Origin of the sequence: Nitrospira sp. SG-bin1 (assembly GCA_002083365.1) — a bacterium.
GTDB lineage: Bacteria > Nitrospirota > Nitrospiria > Nitrospirales > Nitrospiraceae > Nitrospira_D.
Window position 1 is genome coordinate 611527 of the sequence record LVWS01000033.1, and the last position, 17602, is coordinate 629128.

Annotated in this window: 15 protein-coding genes and 1 pseudogene; 2 read left to right on the plus strand and 14 right to left on the minus strand. The window is 57.2% G+C overall.

The window, feature by feature from the left end:
* Window positions 1-136 precede the first annotated feature (136 nt).
* Window positions 137-1504 carry a hypothetical protein gene (locus A4E19_07350; GenBank protein OQW33146.1) on the plus strand — a complete coding sequence of 456 codons (1368 nt, stop codon included), beginning with the start codon at window positions 137-139 and terminating at the stop codon, window positions 1502-1504.
* A 25-nt stretch (window positions 1505-1529) separates the two neighbouring features.
* On the opposite strand, the gene A4E19_07355 is transcribed toward A4E19_07350, so the two are convergent.
* The 5 genes from A4E19_07355 to A4E19_07375 form a co-directional block, all read right to left on the minus strand.
* On the minus strand, window positions 1530-3335 hold the full coding sequence (locus A4E19_07355) for a hypothetical protein (protein ID OQW33147.1): 1806 nt from the start codon (window positions 3333-3335) through the stop codon (window positions 1530-1532).
* Between the two features lie 83 nt (window positions 3336-3418).
* A complete protein-coding gene (locus A4E19_07360) occupies window positions 3419-4288 on the minus strand; it encodes a diaminopimelate epimerase (protein ID OQW33148.1) in 870 nt (289 codons plus the stop codon).
* Window positions 4289-4419: 131 nt separating this feature from the next.
* The gene (locus A4E19_07365) at window positions 4420-4827 is read right to left on the minus strand and encodes a glyoxalase (GenBank protein ID OQW33149.1); all 408 of its coding nucleotides are present in this window, start codon (window positions 4825-4827) and stop codon (window positions 4420-4422) included.
* Window positions 4828-4907: 80 nt separating this feature from the next.
* The gene (locus A4E19_07370; protein ID OQW33150.1) at window positions 4908-5387 is read right to left on the minus strand and encodes a hypothetical protein; all 480 of its coding nucleotides are present in this window, start codon (window positions 5385-5387) and stop codon (window positions 4908-4910) included.
* Window positions 5384-6100 carry a hypothetical protein gene (locus A4E19_07375; protein ID OQW33151.1) on the minus strand — a complete coding sequence of 239 codons (717 nt, stop codon included), beginning with the start codon at window positions 6098-6100 and terminating at the stop codon, window positions 5384-5386. The genes A4E19_07370 and A4E19_07375 overlap by 4 nt, the downstream gene beginning before the upstream one ends.
* A 71-nt stretch (window positions 6101-6171) precedes the next feature.
* Here A4E19_07375 and A4E19_07380 point away from each other — a divergent pair, with 71 nt between their 5' ends.
* Complete coding sequence (locus A4E19_07380) at window positions 6172-7332, plus strand: hypothetical protein (GenBank protein OQW33152.1); 1161 nt, start codon at window positions 6172-6174, stop codon at window positions 7330-7332.
* Between the two features lie 104 nt (window positions 7333-7436).
* Here the strand turns inward: A4E19_07380 and A4E19_07385 are convergent, their stop codons facing one another.
* From A4E19_07385 to A4E19_07425, 9 genes and pseudogenes are all read right to left on the minus strand, one after another.
* Window positions 7437-8795 carry a hypothetical protein gene (locus A4E19_07385; protein OQW33153.1) on the minus strand — a complete coding sequence of 453 codons (1359 nt, stop codon included), beginning with the start codon at window positions 8793-8795 and terminating at the stop codon, window positions 7437-7439.
* A gap of 146 nt (window positions 8796-8941) precedes the next feature.
* The gene (locus A4E19_07390; GenBank protein ID OQW33154.1) at window positions 8942-9790 is read right to left on the minus strand and encodes a hypothetical protein; all 849 of its coding nucleotides are present in this window, start codon (window positions 9788-9790) and stop codon (window positions 8942-8944) included.
* A gap of 26 nt (window positions 9791-9816) precedes the next feature.
* Window positions 9817-11283 carry an NADH-quinone oxidoreductase subunit L gene (locus tag A4E19_07395; GenBank protein OQW33155.1) on the minus strand — a complete coding sequence of 489 codons (1467 nt, stop codon included), beginning with the start codon at window positions 11281-11283 and terminating at the stop codon, window positions 9817-9819.
* Between the two features lie 173 nt (window positions 11284-11456).
* Window positions 11457-12899 (minus strand): annotated as a pseudogene (locus A4E19_07400) (NADH:ubiquinone oxidoreductase subunit M).
* An 83-nt stretch (window positions 12900-12982) separates the two neighbouring features.
* A complete protein-coding gene (locus tag A4E19_07405) occupies window positions 12983-14878 on the minus strand; it encodes an NADH-quinone oxidoreductase subunit L (protein OQW33156.1) in 1896 nt (631 codons plus the stop codon).
* Between the two features lie 106 nt (window positions 14879-14984).
* The gene (locus A4E19_07410; GenBank protein OQW33157.1) at window positions 14985-15290 is read right to left on the minus strand and encodes an NADH-quinone oxidoreductase subunit K; all 306 of its coding nucleotides are present in this window, start codon (window positions 15288-15290) and stop codon (window positions 14985-14987) included.
* A 75-nt stretch (window positions 15291-15365) separates the two neighbouring features.
* Window positions 15366-15890, minus strand: coding sequence for an NADH-quinone oxidoreductase subunit J (locus A4E19_07415; GenBank protein ID OQW33158.1), 525 nt, complete (start codon window positions 15888-15890; stop codon window positions 15366-15368).
* Window positions 15891-15977: 87 nt separating this feature from the next.
* Window positions 15978-16544 carry an NADH dehydrogenase gene (locus A4E19_07420; GenBank protein OQW33159.1) on the minus strand — a complete coding sequence of 189 codons (567 nt, stop codon included), beginning with the start codon at window positions 16542-16544 and terminating at the stop codon, window positions 15978-15980.
* Window positions 16545-16558: 14 nt separating this feature from the next.
* The gene (locus A4E19_07425; protein OQW33208.1) at window positions 16559-17581 is read right to left on the minus strand and encodes an NADH-quinone oxidoreductase; all 1023 of its coding nucleotides are present in this window, start codon (window positions 17579-17581) and stop codon (window positions 16559-16561) included.
* Between the last annotated feature and the right edge of the window lie 21 nt (window positions 17582-17602).

The window sequence follows — 17602 nt, forward strand, 5'->3', positions numbered from 1 at the left end:
TACTTCTCCGAAATATGTCCATATGGCTCTATCCTGACATTTAAGAAAAGCGCTAGCATGCCTGTTTTTTCTCGCCGACCAGAATAGTCATTATTCACATAGGATGGTTCATTGTTGATCTAACAGGTGCCTTTTCATGGTTATTTTCTTTCTCATTCCACTTTGTTTCGTAGTGGAAGTTGTGATTATCGCGACCTGGTCCACCGCTCATGCACAAGCGCTTCGGTTTCAACCGCAGGGTGCAATTGCCGCAGGCCAAGGCAACGCCTTTGCAGCCCAAGCCGATGATGCCTCGGCCATACACTATAATCCTGCCGGTCTCACGCAAATTCAAGGTATCCAAACGGCCTTTGGGATCGTATTGCTGGGCGGTTCCATCAAGACCACGAACGTTTCCGGATTTGATACTCGCGGAGACTTCGGGGGGAGCGTCTCCTTTCCTCCCCCTGGGCACACCTATCTGAGCGCCAACCTTAGCGCGCTCGGCGCACAACGTCTCTCGGCTATCGCAATCGGTCTAGGGCTGACATCGCCCTTCGGTTTGAGGACACGGTACCCGATCGACGGCCCGTTCAACACGGCTGTGACATCGGCGGAATTGCCGCTGATCACGATCAAACCGACGATTGCCTATAAAATATCCGATGCGCTCTCCATCGGTGTGAGCGCCGAGATTCATACGTTCGCGGGTTTTCTCGGTGAAGGACATGTGGAGCAGAAACAGATCAGTTCAGGAACCCAGGGAATCCCAGCCGGAGGATCGATCGAGCTCAACGGGACAGGGACTGGAGCAGGAGTGGTTGCTAGTCTGCTCTATGCTCCTGTGAGGAACGACGCTGGTAAACCGATTCTCTCGGTCGGACTGGTCTATCGCAGTCAAGCGGTCTTGCCGTTGAATGGGGCGCTATTAGTGAACGGAGCCAAGGTAGCCGATGCCTCCACGGATCTCGTATTACCGCAGATGGTTACGGGAGCCGTTGCTGTCTGGCCCGTGCGCACCCACGACAGAGAATGGAAGGTCGAACTTGATGTCGAGTATGTGGGATGGAGTCTGAATAGGAACCTCGATGTTCGCCTGTCGACGGGCTCCACGATTCCCCAGCCTCAGCAGTGGAAGAACGTACCGGTCATTGCCGTCGGAACCGAGTATAAGTGGCTCCACCCGCGTTGGTTGCCGCAATGGGATATCGCAGCTCGGTCCGGCTATACGTACACGGAAGATCCAGTCCCTGATAGGACCTTTAACCCGGGCATCATTTCGTTGCCCGCTCATACCCTGTCCCTTGGTATGGGCTTTGTTTGTAAAGGAGCGGGGAAATTTCTGGGGCTGCTCCCCTGCAGCGGAGAGTCGGCCTTGTGGCCGAAAGGGATCGGGCTCGACCTTGCCTATCAGGAATGGTTCTACGAATCGCGTACCGTTATCGGTAATGTGAATCCCACCGTCGATGGGACCTATCACGCGTTCGTCCACCTGGGAACGTTCAGTTTCAGGTACCTATTTTAGACTGCGAATCGAGGGCATTGGGGATCTACTTCCCCAGCGTTCGACGGAGGTTCGAAACGGTCTCCGAGTTGAGCCCGGCCTCCCGTAGCGCTTCGTCGCTGGCGGAAGCCAATTGGTCGAGGCTGCCGAATTTCTCTAGAAGTTGATTGCGCCGAATCTCCCCGATTCCGATGACCTGATCCAGTTTGGAGCTGACCACGGCTTTGCCCCGCAGCTTTCGATGGAACATGATCGCAAAGCGATGGGCTTCATCGCGAATGCGTTGGAGGAGATGGGTGGAGGGAGATTGCGGCTTGAGCATGATCGGATTTTTCCTGCCCGCTAAAAATACGCGCTCCTCTTTGTCGCCTCGGGCCTTGGCCAACCCAAGGATCGGCAGACCCGGTTTCCCGACTTCTTTCAGTCCCTCCAGCGCGGCAGCCAGTTGGCCTAGCCCGCCGTCGATGAGGATCAGATCCGGCTGAGCAAGGTTGTCCTCTTGTCGATAGCGCCGCGTCACGACTTCTTTCATGCTGGCGAAGTCATTGGCCCCCGTGACCGTTTGGATTTTGAACCGCCGATAGTCCGCTTTCTTCATTTGTCCGTCTTCCCACACGACCATCGAGGCGACTGATTGGTTGCCCATCGTATTCGAGATGTCGAAGCCCTCGATCCGGCGCGGAGCGTGGCCCAGCCGCAGCAACCGTTTCAGTTCCTCACCGGCTTGCCGATCCAATTCCTCATCCCGCAGGTGATCGGCGACCGCGGCAGCGGCATTCTCCTCGGCCAAGAGAACGAGCTGATGCTTGGCGCCTCGCTCCGGTGAACGCACTCGAACCGATTCGCCTCGCTTCTCGGAAAGCCATTGTTGAATCAGTGCAGTGTCCTCCAGATCAGTCGGGACAAGAACTTCCCTTGGGGGCTGCCCGTCCTTGTTGTAAAACTGTTCGATGGCGGAATGCACCAGCTCCTCATCCGACACATCGGCCGAGTGAGGCCAGAAGAAATCTTTCCGCCCGATCAGCAAGCCGCCGCGCACGAACAGAATCTGAAGGTCCACGGCCGACCCTTGTCTGGCCAGGCCGATCACGTCCTGATCGGTGGCCGAGGTCTGCGTGATCCGTTGCTTTTCCAGCATTCGTTCGACCTTGAAAAGGCGGTCCCGGAGTCGGGCTGCTTCCTCGAACGCTTCGCGCTCCGCCGCTGCCTCCATTCGGGTGCGGAGGTCGTCCAGCAACTCGCGGTCCCGCCCTTCCAGAAATTGGCGGACCTGTTTGACGATCTGGAGGTAGTCTTCCCTCGACTGGTTGCCGGTGCAGGGCGCCATGCACCGCTTGATCTCAAATTCGATGCAGGCTCGGTCCGCAGTTCCGTCGATATCGATGGTGCAGGTGGCGAGCGGGAAGACGTGTTTGATGACTTTCAACGTCTCCCGAAGTGCATTCGCCGGCGTATAAGGACCGTAGTAGAGAGCCCCGTCCTTTTGTACGCGTCGCACGATCGAGAGTCGGGGGAAGTCATCTTTGATGGGCAGCCGTACGTAGGGATACTGCTTGTCGTCCCGCAACACGATGTTGAAGCGGGGTTTGTGGCGCTTGACTAGGTTGCTTTCAAGGATCAGGGCTTCAAGTTCGGATCGAGTCACCATCGTCTCAACGTCAGTGATCTGGCTGACGAGCAGACCGGTCTTGGGAGAAAGGTCGGCGCCCTTCTGAAAATAAGATCGGACGCGGTCGGCGAGCACCGCGGCTTTTCCGATGTAAATGATGTCGCCGTGCTCGTTTTTGAACAGATAGACGCCCGGCCTGCCGGGTAGATGGGCGAGTTTGGATTGGAGAATATCTATCGTCATGCCTCAACCGTCATGTATTAATGTAGACTACCAGGAGTAGGCCAGACATTTCCTGCGGATGACCGATGACGATCGATGAGGCGCTATTTCAATCCTCGGACAAACGACGGGCTTAGTGTTCCTCGCGCGACTTCGGCCACCGGTCCTTTCATGGTGAGGCTATAGTCAGGCGCCACGTCGATATTCAACGCTCCTCCCGGCATTGTTACGGTGACCGGGCTCTTCACGAGCCCCAGGCGCACGGCTGCGCCGGCTGCCGCGCATGAGGAAGAGCCGGAGGCCTGCGTCTCTCCGGCGCCTCGTTCCCAAATCAGAATGAAGATTTTCTTCGGGCCGATTGGGACGGCTAGTTGCACATTGGTCCGCTTTGGGAATAGGTCATGATTCTCCAAGGCGGGGCCGAGTGATAACAATTCTTCCCGCGACCATGATTCCCCCAACGGTTTGAAAACCACGCAGTGGGGATTGCCCACACTTACGCCGGTAAAGGTCAGGGTTCGTCCGGCTGCTTCGATCGGCTGCTGAATCAACTCAGGTACGTGAAGAGAACAGGGGAGGGCGTCCGGCTTGAACGTGGCGATCCCCATCTCGACGGTTGCGGCGGCTGCATCGCCATGTCGGTCTACATGAAGATCAATAGCGACCAACCCACCCTTTGTCTCGACGGTGAAACGCTTCTTCTTCGTTTTACCGGTTGCGTGAAGATAGCGTGCAAAGATCCGGAGTCCGTTCCCGGATTTTTCCGCCTCACTGCCGTCCGGATTGAAAATGCGCAGCCCGAAATCAGCTCTCTTGGAGGGGACCAAGGCCAAAATTCCATCGCTGCCTACCCCCCAGTTGCGGTCGCAGACCGACCTCATATTCTTCGGCGTCAGCTTGAATGTCAGTTCCTTGGGATCCATAACCAGGTAGTCATTGCCGAGACCGTGCCCGCGGAAAAACCCATTCTTCATTTCTGCAGTCCTCCAGTTTCGTCGATTGTCATGCGTCACTCGAAGGAAAGAAGGTACTGCGGGGAGAGTCATGCCGTCAATGTAGGCAAGACATTGACCGGTTGACGAATGGCGATTGACGAATCCGTGGGTTATACGATTTTCACGCTTGCCGGCCGTTCAATCAACTCGATCTCATAGCCGTCTGGCGCGTCAATGAAGATGAACCGGCTGCCGGAGGAAGTTGTGGTTGGGCCATCGGTGATCTTAATCCCCTGCGCATTGAGCGAAGCGATCGTCTCATCGAGGATTTCGACTTGAAAGGCCAGATGAACGAGGTCTTCCTGAACCCTGACCGGTCCGCTGGGGGGAAAGCTGGTCAATTCAATCAGTTCGTCGCTGTTGGGAACTTTCAGGAAGGCCAGGTGCGATCCGCGAGGCGACGTTTTTCGCTCAATAACTTCAAGGCCCAAAACCGTCGTGTAAAACCGGATCGTCTCGTCCAAATCACTGACCCGCATGCGGGTGTGAAGCAGTTTCTTGACTCTCAAGCCCGTCATTGGTCAATAGTCAATGTTCATTAGAACAAGAGGGAGTGCTGTTTGAAATGTACCATTGCCCGATGACCAATGACTACTGATTACTGACCTCTTCCTCTGGCTGGCCCCGCCGTCTTGCGCAAGAGTAATTCTGCACTGCCAGGGATCAGGAAGTTCGGCATGGGGCCGATTTCCTGATAGCCATGTTTCTTGTAAAAGGCTCTCGCCGGTTCGTTGAAATCCGATACACAGGCAAAGAGATTCTTGGTCCTCTCAAAGACGAGTTCCTCGATGTGCCGCAACAGCCGCCCGCCGATTCCCTTCTGACGTGCCCATACGGCCACTCCCAAGAGCTCCAGATAGTCGCCCAGGAGAAATTTCTGCTTCACAATGGCGACAGCGGCCACCTGTCCATTGAGGAGTGCGACGTAGCAGTCTCTTCCCTGCGGAATCGGGCGAAAGATGCGGTTCCAATCGTCCGTTGAATAACCGAGTGTTCTCCAAGGGTCGGATTCACCGAGCAGTTGGACGACGGGATCACGGTCGTCCGGATTCATGTGCCTGATAACCGGCGCCGTCATGGGTTTGGGGGAGTACAGTTCAACAGCTCGCTCACGGTCATGGGCTGGAGCCCTTTCTTGGGCAGGATCTCCGACGTGAGGTGTTCGATCACGTGCCGGGTGTGCTTGCCTTTGCCGTTCGCGTGGAAGACGATGATGCTTCCAGGCTTGGCACGCTGGACGACTCTGGTGAGGATTTGCTCGGCGGACAGTGTGGGATCGGGATCGCCCGATTCGATATTCCATTGGATGAATTGCAAGCCGAGCATGTTCACCACGGCGACGGTCACATCGTTGTATTCGCCGTAGGGCGGCCGAAACAACGTCGCTTCATGGGCATAGCGTGCCCGCAGCATTTTGACGGGACCAAGGATCTCCGTGCGTTGTTCGTCGGCGTCGTGCATGGGAAGGTGGGCATGCACGTCACCGTGCGTCCCAACTTCAAAAAAACTCAAGCCCAATAGATGGTTCACTTCAGGTTCATGTTTCTCCATCCACTTGCCGGACAGGAAAAACGTGGCGGGGATGCGGTGTGCGATCAGATAGTCCATCAAGGGTTGATCGTAGCCGGATCCCTTCCGCACGGGACAGAGATCGAACGTCAGTGCCACGCCGTGGCATGATGGTGGGCCCGACTTGATGACTTGGGCCGTACCGTCGGCTGAACAAAACAGTTCCGACGTTCCCACCAGTAGGATGCCGAGCAACAGCCGTCCAGCGCGTGGCGTTGACATAGAAGCTAGTATACATGAATCAGCAAGGGTAGAATTGACCCTTTGCGTATTCGGCTGTTACGGTGTCGTCCATGTCTCTACCGTCCTGGGAAATCGGCCGAGCGTTGGGCATTCCTATCCGCGTCCATGCCTCATGGTTCTTCGTCTTTCTCCTCGTCACCTGGACCCTCTCGACCGGATACTTGCCGGAAAGTTTGCCCGGGCTTCCTCCCGAACGCTATTGGGGGATGGGCGGCCTCGCAGCGGTGCTGTTGTTTCTCTCCGTGCTCTTGCATGAGCTCGGCCATTCCTATGTCGCCCTGTACTATCGCATCCCGATCGAGAAGATCACGTTGTTTATTTTCGGCGGTGTGGCTCACATGCGGAAGGAAGCCCCGACACCTCGCGCTGAATTCCTCATCGCATTGGCGGGACCGGCGGTCAGTTTTGTGATCGGCGGGTTCTGTTTCGTCTTCGTGGAGCTAGCCGAGGCAATTCAACGGGAACATGGCCTCCAGGGGTGGATCATGCTCGGCGCGTTGCTCGGGTTCGTCAATATGCAACTCGGCCTCTTCAATATGATCCCGGGCTTTCCACTGGACGGGGGACGGGTGTTACGAGCGGGATTATGGGCATGGGGAAACGATTTTTATCGAGCGACGAGACAAGCCGCAGTCGTGGGTCTGGCGTTCGGATTGATGCTCGGATTGGCAGGCCTTGTGGTGATGTACGGTGCCGTAAGCGACGAATTGCCTCCTTCGACGGCATCGAACGGTGGGTGGATTCTCGTCATCGGCATGTTTCTCTTTGCCGCGGCCCTGGCGAGTCGGCGTCAAGCGATCATTCGTCAATCTTTGGCGACGGTTCCCATTCGGGACTTGATGGTGACGACGGTCACCTCGATTCCATCGCATAGCACGTTGGACGAGGCGGTGAACCAGTATTTCCAGCCATATGGTTACGGCGGCTTTCCCGTGTTGGAGGACGGGCGTTTGGTGGGACTCATCACCGTGCTGGACATTCAAACCGTGCCGCCGACACTGTGGCCTTGGCGCCGAGTCGAACAGGTCATGCGTCCACGTCCGGAATCGTTGGTGATTGAACCGGACCTTCCCGTGATTCACGCGATGGAGCGTATGGCCCGCGAAGGATGGGATCGGTTAGTCGTCATGCAGGACGGAGAGATCGTCGGGCTCGTGACCCATTCGGCCATCGTGCATTTTTTGCAGTTGCGCCAGTCTTCCAACCGATAGCCAAGCCTAAGACATTCGTCATAGTCATTGGGCAATGACCGGCCATCCCATCGGTCTTCGCCATGCCCAATGGCCGGCGACTCCCTTTCCTTTATACCGGCCGATCACCCGTCCGCTCGGGCCACGGAGATATTTTGTGCGATGGCGACACGAATGAGATGGACAACGAGAAGGAATCCATAGACGACGCAAAAAAACTTGAAGGTGGCACGAAAAAAATCCATCAGCAGGAGGGGCAAGCAGAGGGCAAAGAGCAGACTCGCGATCAACGTCGCAGATGTCAGCCGGCGGCAGAATTCATAGGACGGATCCTTTCCAATCGGTTTTAAAGCCCGCGCATATCGCGTCGCGCGCTGGACACGGGCCTCCTGAAGCGCTTCGTCCGTCGGCCCCCAATAGCGGATGCGGAAATAGCCATACACGATGAACAACCAGGGGAGGGACCACAGGGGCCAATACAGGTGTCCCGCATAATGATCTTGGCTGATGAGCGTCGCGTAGGACGGCGCATAAATCAGTCCCAGCACGAGTGGCAGAATCCGTTCATCAGTGGGGCGCTCTCCTTCCGGCCCGCCATGAACCAGTTCTCGCTCGAACAACGGATATCCATATTTCATGATCACCAAGGCGATCGCCGCGCTCATCGTCTTGTCCGGGATATACCGCACGCAGTTCTGGAACCAATTGACGATGTACCAGCTGATGCTTTCACTCCAGCTCAACCCCAGCGTGGCTTCCAGGTACGACCGGACCACAGCCTCCCAGTGCGCAATCCGCAAGCCGAGGGATTCGGCGACTTCGGGATTGAGGGCAAAGATCGAACGCTCGTGAAGCGCGGATTGGACCAAAGTGCCGGGAATACTCATGACCACTGCACCTGCCACGCCGAAACTCAATAAAAACCACGTATGGGCCAAGCCCGAACTTTTGCCGGTGCTTACGTATTTCAGGAAGCTCGGCTGCCGGGCCAACATCCCCCAAAACAGCGCCCCCGTCATATTGACCAGCGACCAGGGGAAGATGATCACGTCGGCTGTGGCCTTGGGAAAGAGCACCCAATTCACCACCGAGTTCGAAAGCAGCGCCACGATGGCGCCCCACCATGGGCCGAGGAGGATCGCCGCCAGGGCGGTGCCTGTCATGTCCAGGAAGAGAATACTCTCCAAGTGCAGACTGAGCGTCAGACCGACATAGTTGAGAAGAATACCGGCTGCCACAATGACACCGGTTTCGTAGAGCAACAGGTAAGACGACCCGCGCAGTGGTTTCGAGGAGAAGAAGTCGACGCTCGGCGCCGGTTCCGCAACGGCGCGCTCTGGTTGGTATGCCTGCTTCTTTTCTTTCTTGGAATGCATGCGCTGCTGGATGTCCAGCAGTTTTTCCATGACGGTAAGGAGCGCGGCCATGAACCCGGCGATCGTCCCTCCCAGCATCATGAGTTCTTTGCCGTATTCTTCAACCATGCGCGCGGCTCCAAGCCTTGCCGGAAGCCATTTTATCGAGGAAGGAGGTGCCCAGCCAGAAAAAGGACGGAAGTTGCATGGACTGTCGATCGCAGGCTGATGGGGAGATGTCGAACAGGTGGAAAGATACTGAGTCCCTATGGCTCCTAAGCATCATCGGCCGGCGTCGTCGGCGACAGGCGGGCGGGCTGTTGCAGCTTGTGGGCGATGATGCCGCCGAATAGTAGGAGGCCAGCTGAGTAATAGACCCAGAGCAGCAGGAGTACGACTTCCAACAACGATCCGTAGAGGCGCGCGTAGACTGTGGCATAGTCGCTATAACTGACGAACAACAATTTCGCGGAAACCCAGAGGAGGCTGAAGGTCAGAGCGCCGGCCATGGCGGCGCGCCACCGGGGGCGGCGACGAGGAACAAGGCGGTACAACAGACTGACCGTCAGGAATGCCAGGGTAAAGGGAAGCGAGTAGGTGAGATGAAAATCATGCGCGGCCAGGGCGACAAGATCAAGCCCCCAGAGCCGTGGAGCATAAGCGGTCAAAAACGTGACGGTTTGCGCGCCGACATACGCCATCAGCAGCAGCAGTCCGGTGGATCCGATCAGCGCAATGGAGATCGCCGTTGAAACCAGCGGATGACGCCGATGGGTACTTTCAAAGACCACGTTGAGGGTATAGTCCAATTCATAAAAGACGAGCCCCCCGAACCAGAAAAACGACAAAAAGACGAGCCACCGGACACTCTTCAGCGCACTGATCCGATGGAGTTCTTCGGCCAACCGTTCGCCCAATGACGGCAAAAATCCCTTGAGGAAGCTCAGCATGAACTGTTCGCCGATGACATCCTGGCTGACGAAGAAACTCACTCCATAGAGGAGGAGGAACGCGAGTGGAAACAGGGAAAGCAGCGAGAAAAAAGCCAAGGAAGCGGCGAGACTGGCGCAGCCTTGCCGCAAAAATGACTTCAGGACATCGAGAAGGAAGCGGGGGGCGTTCATGGGACTCGGCATGCGGATGGGCTGCCTTATTTTAAGGTCAGCACCGCCTGTGTTGCGAGATGCACGAGCGGATTGGGGTAGATGCCAAAGATCACCACCCCTGCCACCGCACAGGCCAGCACGATGGAGAGCGTCGGCGACATGACCAATCGGGGAGCGATGTCCAGGGACTCATTCCGCTCACGCATGTACATGACCATCACCAGTCGGAGATAGTAATAGGCCGACACGGCGGCAAAAATCAGCGCGATGACCGCCAGCCATGTCATGCCGGCTTCCACTGCGGACATGAAGACGTAGAATTTTCCGATGAAGCCCGCGGTCGGAGGAATACCGGCCAAGGAGACCATGAAGATCAGCATGAGCAACGCCGCCACCGGATGGCGTCTGGACAGACCGGTGAAGTCCTCGATCTCATCTCCCTCGATCTCGTCCTTACGAAGCATGGCGACGATCGCGAATGCGCCGAAGGTCATGAAGGTGTAGAGCACGAGGTAGAGCAATACGCTGGCGACCGCCGAGGAGCTGCCAAGTCGTCCGGCCGCCACCACGCCGATCAAGGCATACCCGGCATGGGCAATGCTCGAGTAGGCGAGCATCCGCTTGATGTTCGTTTGGACTAACGCCACGACATTTCCCAAGACCAAGGTCGCGAGGCAGAGCAGAAGGAAGATGGCGGACCAATTGGCTTTCAAGCCGCCGAGCCCTTCGATAAACACCCGGAGAAACGCGCCGAAACTGGCGGCTTTGGATGCGACAGCCATGAAGGCCGTGACCGACGTTGGGGCGCCTTGATAGACATCCGGCGTCCACATATGAAACGGCACGACCGCGAGTTTGAACCCGAATCCGACCGCCAAGAGGATTGTCGCGAACAACAGCAGTGGATCGTCCAGACTCCGGCCGGCGATCGCTGTGGCAATGGCCGGAAGTCTGGTGCTTCCCGTCGCGCCGTAGAGGAGTGAGATGCCGTACAGGAGGATGCCGGATGAAAACGCACCCAAGACGAAGTATTTCGCGGACGCTTCGAGCGAACGTGGTTCCGATCGCTTCAAGCCTGCCATCACGTACAGCGAGAGCGACATGAGCTCGGTGCCCAGATAGATCGTCAGCAGGTCGGCGGCCGAGACCATTACCATCATGCCTGAGAGGGCGAGCAAGACGAAGCCATAGTATTCGCCGAAGTACAGCCGCTCTTCCTTGAGGTACGAATGCGACAGGAGAATCGTGAGGCCGGTGACAAAGTAGAGCAGCAGTTTCCAAAAGGCTCCATAGGTGTCGATGATCACCAGACCACTGAACGCCTCGACAGAAGCGTTCATTTGTGAGGCGGTCAAGCCCATGCACATGGCGAGCGTTCCCAGGCTGAGCCACACCAGCCCGTCTTTGCTCGATGGACGCAGGACCGGGTCGAGTACCAGCACAATACAGGCGGCGGTGACGACCAAGAGCTCCGGCAGAATGAGGAAGAGGTCCCCGACAGAGAAGGTCATGGTTGCCTTTCCTCGGTTTTGGTGCTCGCGAAGTCTGCTTCGCCGCGAAGTTCTCGGTTTCGGCGCGGGCCCGAAGCGTTGTTCGTTCCTCGATCAAAAGCAAGGTCTGTCGTAGGAACTCCGCGAAGGCTTACAGGTGCGGTCTCCTCAGGAGCCGTCGGGAAGACGCGAGCGAGCACCTTCTCGACGCTCAGATGCATGCGGGTCAGCAGAGGGTTCGGGAACACCCCGATCACAAAGATCAACACGACGAGCGGCACCAGGGTGACCATCTCGCGCGGGTTGACATCACGGAGTTTCGGGAGCATGTGTGGGGCCGGCACGCCGAAGGCGACGCGTTGAACCATCCACAGCAAATAGGCGGCGGCGAGGATGATTCCCAATGACGCGAAGGCCGTGGCGATCTTGCTCCAGAGAAAGGTGCCGGCCAGAACCATGAATTCCCCGACGAAACTGTTGGTGCCGGGCAATCCCAACGACGACAAGGCGAAAATGACCAGGAACGTCGCATATCGCGGCATCGGCTTCGTCAGTCCGATATTGTCGGCGATCTGTCGGCTGTGGGTGCGTTCGTAAATCACTCCCACGCAGAGAAAGAGTCCGCCGGTCGTGATGCCGTGGTTCACCATCTGCATGACGGCGCCTTCGATGCCTTGAATATTGAACATGAACAGGCCGAGCGTAACGAATCCCATGTGGCTCACGCTTGAATAGGCGATCAGCTTTTTCAGATCCGCCTGGGCCAAGGCCATGTACGCGCCATAGATGATGGCGATAATCGAGAGAACCACCATCAACGGTGTGAACGCCTGAGAGGCATCCGGCAACATCGGTAAACTGAAACGTAAGAATCCATAGGTGCCCATCTTCAGCAACACGCTGGCGAGGATCACGCTGCCCGCCGTCGGTGCTTCCACGTGCGCGTCCGGCAACCAGGTATGGAAGGGGAACATGGGAACCTTGACGGCGAACGCGGCGAAGAACGCCAGGAAGAGCCAGAACTGCAGCGATGTGGAATAGGCGCCTTGACTCAGTTGAAGAATATCGAAGGTACGGCCGCCCTGGAAATACAGCACCAAAATCGCGACCAACAGCAGGACGCTTCCGGCCAGGGTATAGAGAAAGAACTTGATCGCGGCATAGAGCCGATTCGACCCGCCCCAGACTCCGATAAGGAGATACATCGGGATCAGCATCGCTTCCCAAAAGACGTAGAACAGCACGAAATCCAGGGCCGAGAACACGCCGATCATGGCACCTTCCATGATCAGCAGCATGGCCAGGAAACTCCGGACTCTCGATTCGATGGAGTGCCAAGAAATCAGGATGCAGAGCGGCATCAGGATGGTCGTCATGAGGACGAGCGGCAGACTGATGCCGTCGAGACCAAGCCGATAATGGATCGGGGGCGACGCAATCCATACGGCCGACTCAATGAATTGCATCTGACCGGACGACGCGTCGAACAGCCACCACAGGGGGAGGGAAATCAGCAGATCGGCGACGGTGACGGCGAGGGCAAGGATCCGCGCCGTGGCGTCCTTCACGAGAAAGACCGCCGCGGCTCCGATCAGCGGGAGAAGAATGAGCGCCGTGAGCCAAGGAAAGCCTGTCATCGGGGGCCCCGCAGCGAACAGTGACGAGAAAGCGATATCATGTCGGTATCATTCATATCGGTCCAACACGGCGTTCTTGTCCCTTACAGAAGAAGGTACGCCGTCAAAATAACGATTCCCACCGCCGTGGCCAATGCATAGTGTTGAACCTGTCCGCTCTGGATCAGTCTCAACAGCCATCCACCCCACGCCACCCCCCGCGCGATGCCGTTTACGGCTCCGTCGATGACATTGACGTCGATTCGCTTCCAGAGTTGTGACGCGGCTGCGAACGTCGGTCTGACGAACAGATGATCGTAGGCTTCATCCACGTACCACTTGTTCAACGAGCCGCGATATAGGCCGCCCCACAGGCGGGCCAAGCGCTCCGGGAGATCCGGGTTGAGGACATACACATAATAGGCGGCGGCAATGCCGATCAGGCCCATCGCCGTCGCCGCAGCCATGATCATCAGCCCATCCGAACCATGAGGGGCGGCGGCTTCACTTCCGGTCGCAAACACCGGTTCCAGGAAGGATGGGATGCCGAGATAGCCCGTCAGAATGCTGAACAGCGCGAGGATCATAAGCGGCGTCGTCATCGTCTGTGACGGCTCATGAACATGGTCCGCGTGGTGCGGATCGACGCGTGAGGGGCCCCAAAAGGTCACGAACACCAACCGGAAGCTGTAGAAGGCCGTCAGCAGAGCCGTCAGCAAACCGACAAGCGTCAGTATTCGGCCAAGCGCGCCGGAGGACCACGCCGAGACAAGGATGTCGTCCTTGCTGAAGAATCCGGCTGTGAGCGGGAAGCCGGCGAGCGCCAACGAACCCACCACGAACGTCCAGTAGGTAGTCGGCAACTTGTCTTTGAGGCCCCCCATCCGTCGCATGTCTTGCTCATGGTGCAGCGCGATAATCACGGAGCCACAGCCTAAAAACAGCAGGGCTTTGAACGCGCCGTGCGTCAAGAGGTGGTACATGCCGGACGCATAGGCGCCGAGCCCGCAAGCCATGACCATGTAGCCGAGTTGGCTCACCGTCGAGTAGGCGACCACTCGCTTGATATCGGTCTGCGTCAGCGCGATCGTGGCTCCGAGAACCATCGTCGCTGCACCCGTCACCGCAACGACAGTCATCGCCGTTGGGGACAAGTTGTAGATGGGGGCGAGCCGCGCCACCATGAAGACGCCGGCTGTCACCATCGTGGCGGCGTGAATCAGAGCCGAAATCGGTGTGGGGCCCTCCATCGCATCGGGTAGCCACACGTGAAGAGGGACTTGAGCGGATTTGCCTACTGCACCGGTGAAGAGTAACAGCGCGATAAGGGTAAAGACGGATACATCCCAGATGCCTCCGAATGGGCCGAGGATGTTCATCGTTAACGCACCGGCTTCGTGCGCGGCGGGGAAGATATCGAGATAATTCAGCGACCCAAAGCTGTACCAGACGAGGAGAAGGCCCAGCATGAACCCGAAGTCGCCCACACGATTCACGAGAAACGCCTTGGTCGCCGCGGCACAGGCGGAAGCGCGCTCGTACCAATGACCGATCAGCAGATACGAGCACAGCCCCACGGCTTCCCAGAACACGAAGAGCTGCAGCAAGTTATCGGCCAACACCAGCATCAACATGGAAAAAGTGAACAGCGCGATGTAGCTGAAGAAACGGGCATAGCCCGGCTCGCCGTGCATGTAGCCGATCGTATAGACGTGCACGAGGGAGCTGACACCGGTGACCAGCAGGAGCATGACAGCGGTGAGTCGGTCGATATGGAGACCGATGTGAACGTCCAAATGTCCGGAGGTCAGCCAGGTATACAACGGGACTGAAATGACGGAGCCGGACGCCACTTCCACAAAGGCGGCCACCGACAAGACGAGGGACAGCAGGACGGCCGGAACCGCGACCAGGTGGGCGCGGTCTTTGATGCGCCAGCCGCCTAATCCTAGGACGAGAAAGGCGGCCAACGGCAGGAGTGGGATGAGGGCGTAGATCATAAGCGGTCAATCGTCATGGGTCATTAGTCGATAGGTCACTCCGCACAACGACGTTGGAACCAAGTTTCAGTACTCATGACCGTTGACCAGTGCTCATTGACTTCTTCTACCATTTGAGCAGATTGAACTCTTCGACATTAATGGTCGATCTGGATCGGTGCAGGGCGATGATGATCGCAAGCCCCACGGCCACCTCCGCCGCCGCGACCGTCAAAGCAAAGAAGACGAACACTTGACCGCCGAGATCCTGCAGGTGGTCGGAAAACGCCACGAAGTTGATGTTGGTCGCGTTCAGCATCAGCTCCACCGACAGCAGAATGGCGATGATATTGCGCCGGATGAGCACGCCCACGACACCCGTCAGGAACACGACGGCGCTCAAGATAAGGTAGTAAGAGATGGGAATAGTCATTGGTCACCGGTCATCGGTCATTTGCCATGGGTCAGTCCCGTCTCCAATGACTATTGACGATCGACCATTGACTCTTCACGCTTCGCCTTCCCCGATATCCCGTTTCGCGAGGACGATGGCGCCGATCATCGCCACCAGCAGAACCAACGAAGCCACCTCGAAGGGGAACAAGTACGTGGAAAAAAGCGTCTCACCGATGGCCCGCGTATTGTCGGCGGCGATGGGGTCATGCGCGTCCGGCAGGATAGACCGGCCTTCCGAAGTCGTCGTCCCGGCTCCGCCGGAGAGCAATACCATGGATTCGATCAGCAACGGCACGCAGACACATGCGGCGATCCGCCATTGGCTGTGATAACGGTCGTCTTGCTTGACATTGAGCAACATGACGACGAAGAGATACAAGACAAGAATCGCCCCGGCATAGACGATGACCTGCACGGCTGCCAGAAACTCGGCGTGGAGGGTGACGAAGAGTCCCGCGACATGGAAAAACATGACCAAGAGCGAGAGCGCACTGTAGACGGGGTTCCTGAGCGCGACCACCAGCACGGAGGTCATGGCGATCATCCCGGCGAAGTATCCAAAAAACAACAGCGACATGAAATGTTCCTGGGTTAGGGTCCGATCCGACAGGACTAACGCAACGGTGTTGCAGACATCGGTCGTTCGATGAGTGATCCTATGGGGTCAGTTAGGTTTTGGCGGCACGTGCTTGAACGCCACGTTGAAGAACGCGACGTTTGGATGTTGCAGTTCCAAACGTTTCTCGCGGACTGGAAATGAGCGGTCGCCGATCGCGAGCAATTGTTGTTTATTCAAGTGGAGCTGACGTTTGTCGTAGACCGCCCACTCGAATTCTCTCGTCATGCCCAGTGCATCGACAGGGCAGGCATCCACGCACATCCCGCAGAACAAGCAACGGGTCATGTCCATGTAGTATTCTTTCGAGTAACGCTTCGTCGGTTCGCCCGGCACTTCGGCGCTGACGACACGGATGACGCGCGACGGACAGGCCGCTTCGCAGAGATCGCATCCCACGCACTTCTCGGTCCCGTCGTCGTATCGAAGCAGCGCGAGCATGCCTCGATAATTGTCGGGCAACGTGCGTTTTTCGTGAGGATATTGCAGCGTGACCGGACGGTAATTCAGCAAGTGTGACAGCGTCGCCTTCATGCCGACGAGGATTTCGTAGAACGTGATCGTTTTGATCCATTCGTACAGGTTCAGACGCTTGGTGGTCGCCATAGATGCCATCCCGGTCTTGTCCGTTACTTCATCTGTTGATGGACGAATACGGCAATAGACGTCACGACGATGTTACCCAACGCAATGGGCAGCATCACTTTCCAGCCGAATCTCATCAATTGATCGTATCGCAGTCTGGGTAACGTGGCTCGGAGCCAGAAAAAGAGGAACAAGAACGAGTATGTCTTGACCGCAAACCACATGGTGTTCTCGATCCATGCCAAGGACGGCACACCGAGGAGAGCCATGATCGTTCCGGGGTACGGTGCGTTCCATCCGCCGAGAAACAGCGCGGCAGCGACACAGGATACCAATACCATGTTGGCGTACTCGGCGAGGAAGAAGAACGCAAATCTGAGTCCGCTGTATTCGGTGAAGAAGCCGGCGACGAGCTCGCTTTCGGCCTCCGGCAGATCGAACGGGACTCGGTTGGTTTCGGCCACCGATGAGATGACATAGACGACAAAGGCGAAGATCTGTGGAGCCGGCAGCGCAAAGAGGTACCAATTCCAAAAACCTCCGGCTTGGGCGTCGGTGATTTTCACGAGGCTGAGCGAACCGGCCAGTATCAGCACGCCGACGATTGACAGTCCGACGTTGAGCTCGTAGCTGATGATCTGTGCCGCCGATCGCAGCCCGCCGAGCAGCGAATATTTGCTGTTGGACGCCCATCCTCCCAGGATGATGCCGTAGGCTCCGAGCGACGCGAATGCCAGGATGTAGAGAATGCCGATGTTGATGTCGCTGATGACGAACGGCTTGACGGTGACGCCGTTGATCTCGAACGTCCAGTTCGGGCCCCACGGAATCACGGCAAAGCCGATAAACGCGGGAATCAAGCAAAGAATCGGCGCGATGGTGAAGAGGAACTTGTTGGCTCCGGCGGGGATAATGTCTTCCTTGAAGAAGAGCTTGATGGCGTCCGCAAACGGTTGGAGAATTCCGTAGGGGCCGACTTCCATCGGTCCCATGCGATCCTGCATCCATCCCAGGACCTTGCGTTCGGCAAGGGTGAGGATCAGCACCGTGATGACCACGATGGACATGACCGCCGCGATTTGAGTGAG

Excerpts from the sequence above, each read along its gene's own strand:
- A4E19_07350 (OQW33146.1), top strand. The coding sequence starts at position 137 with ATGGTTATTTTCTTTCTCATTCCACTTTGTTTCGTAGTGGAAGTTGTG.
- A4E19_07355 (OQW33147.1), bottom strand. The coding sequence starts at position 3,335 with ATGACGATAGATATTCTCCAATCCAAACTCGCCCATCTACCCGGCAGG.
- A4E19_07360 (OQW33148.1), bottom strand. The coding sequence starts at position 4,288 with ATGAAGAATGGGTTTTTCCGCGGGCACGGTCTCGGCAATGACTACCTG.
- A4E19_07365 (OQW33149.1), bottom strand. The coding sequence starts at position 4,827 with ATGACGGGCTTGAGAGTCAAGAAACTGCTTCACACCCGCATGCGGGTC.
- A4E19_07370 (OQW33150.1), bottom strand. The coding sequence starts at position 5,387 with ATGACGGCGCCGGTTATCAGGCACATGAATCCGGACGACCGTGATCCC.
- A4E19_07375 (OQW33151.1), bottom strand. The coding sequence starts at position 6,100 with ATGTCAACGCCACGCGCTGGACGGCTGTTGCTCGGCATCCTACTGGTG.
- A4E19_07380 (OQW33152.1), top strand. The coding sequence starts at position 6,172 with ATGTCTCTACCGTCCTGGGAAATCGGCCGAGCGTTGGGCATTCCTATC.
- A4E19_07385 (OQW33153.1), bottom strand. The coding sequence starts at position 8,795 with ATGGTTGAAGAATACGGCAAAGAACTCATGATGCTGGGAGGGACGATC.
- A4E19_07390 (OQW33154.1), bottom strand. The coding sequence starts at position 9,790 with ATGAACGCCCCCCGCTTCCTTCTCGATGTCCTGAAGTCATTTTTGCGG.
- A4E19_07395 (OQW33155.1), bottom strand. The coding sequence starts at position 11,283 with ATGACCTTCTCTGTCGGGGACCTCTTCCTCATTCTGCCGGAGCTCTTG.
- A4E19_07405 (OQW33156.1), bottom strand. The coding sequence starts at position 14,878 with ATGATCTACGCCCTCATCCCACTCCTGCCGTTGGCCGCCTTTCTCGTC.
- A4E19_07410 (OQW33157.1), bottom strand. The coding sequence starts at position 15,290 with ATGACTATTCCCATCTCTTACTACCTTATCTTGAGCGCCGTCGTGTTC.
- A4E19_07415 (OQW33158.1), bottom strand. The coding sequence starts at position 15,890 with ATGTCGCTGTTGTTTTTTGGATACTTCGCCGGGATGATCGCCATGACC.
- A4E19_07420 (OQW33159.1), bottom strand. The coding sequence starts at position 16,544 with ATGGCATCTATGGCGACCACCAAGCGTCTGAACCTGTACGAATGGATC.
- A4E19_07425 (OQW33208.1), bottom strand. The coding sequence starts at position 17,581 with ATGTCCATCGTGGTCATCACGGTGCTGATCCTCACCCTTGCCGAACGC.